Origin of the sequence: Bifidobacterium sp. UBA6881 (assembly GCA_002451435.1) — a bacterium.
In the GTDB taxonomy this organism is placed as follows: domain Bacteria; phylum Actinomycetota; class Actinomycetes; order Actinomycetales; family Bifidobacteriaceae; genus Bifidobacterium.
In genome coordinates this window covers 1-3,282 of the sequence record DKCF01000019.1, presented here as the reverse complement: position 1 = coordinate 3,282, position 3,282 = coordinate 1, and the positions used below count along the sequence as shown (strand labels likewise).

4 protein-coding genes and 2 pseudogenes are annotated in these 3,282 nt (G+C 61.2%); 2 read left to right on the top strand and 4 right to left on the bottom strand.

Annotation, left to right across the window (positions count from 1 at the left end):
• Window positions 1-30 precede the first annotated feature (30 nt).
• From B3C64_RS01360 to B3C64_RS01345, 4 genes are all read right to left on the bottom strand, one after another.
• Window positions 31-885 (bottom strand): amino acid ABC transporter ATP-binding protein, encoded by an 855-nt coding sequence (locus B3C64_RS01360; protein WP_291533208.1) that lies wholly within the window; start codon window positions 883-885, stop codon window positions 31-33.
• Window positions 878-1,552 carry an amino acid ABC transporter permease gene (locus tag B3C64_RS01355; protein ID WP_291533207.1) on the bottom strand — a complete coding sequence of 225 codons (675 nt, stop codon included), beginning with the start codon at window positions 1,550-1,552 and terminating at the stop codon, window positions 878-880. The genes B3C64_RS01360 and B3C64_RS01355 overlap by 8 nt, the downstream gene beginning before the upstream one ends.
• Window positions 1,539-2,195, bottom strand: coding sequence for an amino acid ABC transporter permease (locus tag B3C64_RS01350; RefSeq protein ID WP_291533206.1), 657 nt, complete (start codon window positions 2,193-2,195; stop codon window positions 1,539-1,541). Before B3C64_RS01350 ends, B3C64_RS01355 begins: the two co-directional genes overlap by 14 nt.
• Before the next feature lie 89 nt (window positions 2,196-2,284).
• Window positions 2,285-2,440, bottom strand: a complete 156-nt coding sequence (locus B3C64_RS01345) for a hypothetical protein (RefSeq protein WP_291533205.1) — start codon at window positions 2,438-2,440, stop codon at window positions 2,285-2,287.
• Between the two features lie 40 nt (window positions 2,441-2,480).
• On the opposite strand from B3C64_RS01345, the pseudogene B3C64_RS01340 reads away from it, so the two are divergent.
• Both B3C64_RS01340 and B3C64_RS01335 read left to right on the top strand, forming a co-directional pair.
• Window positions 2,481-2,930, top strand: a pseudogene (locus tag B3C64_RS01340) (GNAT family N-acetyltransferase); the annotation flags it as partial.
• 88 nt (window positions 2,931-3,018) lie between these two features.
• Window positions 3,019-3,282: pseudogene (locus tag B3C64_RS01335) on the top strand (N-acetyltransferase); the annotation flags it as partial.

Here is a 3,282-nt window from a genome sequence, read left to right as displayed (position 1 = left end):
TCCGCCGAATCACATGGATTCGCGCGTCGCTCAGGCTTCGCCGTTCGCGCGATGTCTGTTGAATTCGAAGGTGTGCAGGAACTGCTTGGCGCGTTCCGTCTGCGGGTCGGTGAAGAACCGCTCCGCGTCATCGGATTGCTCCACGATGCCGCCGCCGTCCAGCATGATGATGCGGTCGGCGATGGCACGCGCGAACGGCATCTCATGGGTCACGATGAGCATGGTCTGGCCGGAATCCGCGAGTTCCAGCATCACGTCGAGCACCTCGCGCACCATTTCCGGGTCAAGCGCCGCGGTGACCTCGTCGAACAGCAGGATCTCAGGATGGAGGATCAGCGCACGGCAGATGGCCACACGCTGGCGTTGACCACCGGAAAGCTCATGCGGCCACGCGTCCTTTCGGTCGGCGAGGCCGACACGTTCAAGCAACGCGACGGCCTCCTTTTCGGCTTCGGCCTTGTCGCGCTTCTGCACAAGCGTCGGCGCGAGCGTGATATTGCCGAGCACGGTTTTGTTCGGGAACAAATCGTAGCTTTGGAACACCATGCCGACCTTGGTGCGCAGTTCGCTGCTTCGTTTGCTGCGTCCCGCGGACTCGGTGCCCGGCCTGCCGGTTTCAATGACATCGCCGTTCAGCGCGATCGTTCCGCCCTGAATCGGTTCAAGCCCCGCGATGGTGCGCAGCAAGGTCGACTTGCCGGAACCGGACGGGCCAACGATGACCAGCACCTTGCCATGCGGCACGGTGAAGGAGATGTCGTCGAGCACCGGCTTGCTGGCGTTGGCGTATCGCTTGACCAGATGGCTGACCTCAAGACTCACCCCACCGGTTTGTCCGGCATGCTCCGCCTGCCCGGTCCGTTCCTTGTTCGCCACGTCAGTCATGCGACCACCTCTTTTCCAATCGGCGGGCCACAATCGACAGCGGCCAGCACACGATGAAGTACATGAAGAAAATCACCCCGTAGATCCACAGCGTGCCGTTGGGGTATTGGAAACGGTTCGCGTCGATGATCTGCTGGCCGACCTTGATCACTTCGACCACGCCGAGCAGCACGGCCAGCGACGTCGTCTTCACGATACGGGTGGCGAGGTTCACCGACGCCGGAAGCAGACGACGCAACGCCTGCGGCAGAATCACCTTCACGAAGGTCTGCCAGCCATTGAGTCCGAGCACATACGCCGACTCATACTGCACCTTCGGAATCGATTCCAGCGCGCCGCGCACCAGATCGCCCAGCTCGGCCCCGCCCCACAGCACGAACACCAGCACGCAGGATCCGGTCGCATCCAGATTCCAATTCCATGCGCGCGCGAAACCATAGAAGGCGATGAACAGCAGCGCAAGCTGCGGCATGATGCGGATGAAGTCCAAGTAAATGCGGGTCAGCACGCGAATGACGGGATTCTTCATCGTCATGAGCCAGCCGACGACCAAGCCGACCGGAACGGACAGCGCCACCGACACGACGGCGATCCACACGGTGACCCACAGGCCCTGCAGCAAGCGCGGGAACACGCCCGGCTGAAGCAGAATCTCAACGCCGCTCATAGTCGAACCTCCGTTCCAGCCAAGTGCCGAACAGGGAGATCGGCAACAGGATGATCAGGTACGCCACGATCAGCAGGAACAGCGATTCGTAGGTGCTGTAGTACATGCCGATAAGGTCCTTGGCCATGTACATCACGTCGGCGAGCGCGATGGCCGACACGACGGACGATTCCTTGACCAGGAAGATGACGTTCGCCACGATGCCCGGGATGGATGTGCTGATCGCCTGCGGCACGATCACGCGGCTCAGGGTCTGCCATTGGCTCAGTCCGAGCACATAAGCGGATTCTCGCTGCACGTTCGGAATGGTCTCCAAACCACCTCGCATGGCCTCGGCCATATACGAGCCGCCGAGGAATCCGAGTCCGGCGATCGCGCATTGCTCCGACGACCAGACGACGCCCAGTTTCGGCAGGCCGAAGTACAGGAAATACAGCTGCACGAGCAGCGGGGTGTTTCGGCTGAGCTCGATGTAGACGCGCACGATCTGACGAAGCACCGGAATGCGGGCGATTTCAATGCCCGCGCACACCAGACCGATCACGATCGCAAGCGCGATGCCGAATACGGAGATGAACAACGTCATTTCGGCGCCGGTGACGAAGAATGGCGCATAGTGCGTGATGAACGACCAGTCGAGCATGTGCCGCCTCCCTTCGTGTTCTTTCGATTGCTCCGCACCGATCGGCGCACGCCTGGCACGGTCATGTCGGCCGATGCCGGACATGGATGTCACGATTGTACAAACGCGCCTATGGTACCGCGTTCAGCGCGGCCAAAGGAGCCGTTCGTTATCGGTTTTTCGTATAAGCGCTTATCGGATGCCGTAAAACCGGCTTTTTGATTATGCCACGATATCGCATGATCGCGGTTTTTCTTTGCCGGCATATACCGAATTGTGGAGATTGGGTAGACCTTGCGAGAAAGTATGCTCATGCTCATTCGACATGCAACGATGGAGGACCTGGACGCTATCGAGGCGGTGGAGGCGGCCTGCTTCCCGCCGGCGGAGGCGGCGAGCAACGAAAGCCTCACCGCGCGCGTGGCCACGTATCCCGATCATTTTTGGCTGCTGATCAGCACCGACGCCGACGACGTCAGCTTTCCCTCGGCCGTCGAAGAGGGCACGTTGGTCGGTTTCGTCAACGGTATGACGACGAACGAACCGGATCTCGCCGACGTCATGTACGACGACGCGTCGATGCATGACGGGCATGGCGATTGGCAGATGATCTTCGGCGTGGACACCGTGCCGGAATTTCGTGGCCGCGGCTGCGCGGGGACGCTTCTGCAAACGGCCATCGACGCGGCGAGGAAGCAGGGTAGACGCGGGCTCGTTCTGACCTGCAAGGAACGGCTGCTGGCGTATTATGCGAAATTCGGCTTCGTCAATGAGGGCGTGTCAGTCTCGACGCACGGCGGCGCGACGTGGTATCAGATGCGGCTGACNNCAGATGATCTTCGGCGTGGACGTGGCGCCCGTGTACCAGCATCGTGGCTGCGCCAGCCATCTGCTTCGGCGTGTGATTCTCGATGCCACCATCGCGGGACGCAAGGGTATCGTGCTCACCTGCAAGGAACGTCTGATCGGCTTTTACGCCCGTCTGGGCTTCGTGGACGAGGGCGTCTCCGCCTCGACGCACGGCCATGTGGTCTGGCATCAGATGCGTCTGCCGCTGGTCCACGAAGCAGTGGGCTCCGAACAGGCCACCGCACCACGCACGCGGACA

What these genes read in the sequence shown, in the direction of transcription:
- B3C64_RS01360 (WP_291533208.1), bottom strand. Translation starts at nt 885, where the DNA reads ATGACTGACGTGGCGAACAAGGAACGGACCGGGCAGGCGGAGCATGCC.
- B3C64_RS01355 (WP_291533207.1), bottom strand. Translation starts at nt 1,552, where the DNA reads ATGAGCGGCGTTGAGATTCTGCTTCAGCCGGGCGTGTTCCCGCGCTTG.
- B3C64_RS01350 (WP_291533206.1), bottom strand. Translation starts at nt 2,195, where the DNA reads ATGCTCGACTGGTCGTTCATCACGCACTATGCGCCATTCTTCGTCACC.
- B3C64_RS01345 (WP_291533205.1), bottom strand. Translation starts at nt 2,440, where the DNA reads ATGCCGGCAAAGAAAAACCGCGATCATGCGATATCGTGGCATAATCAA.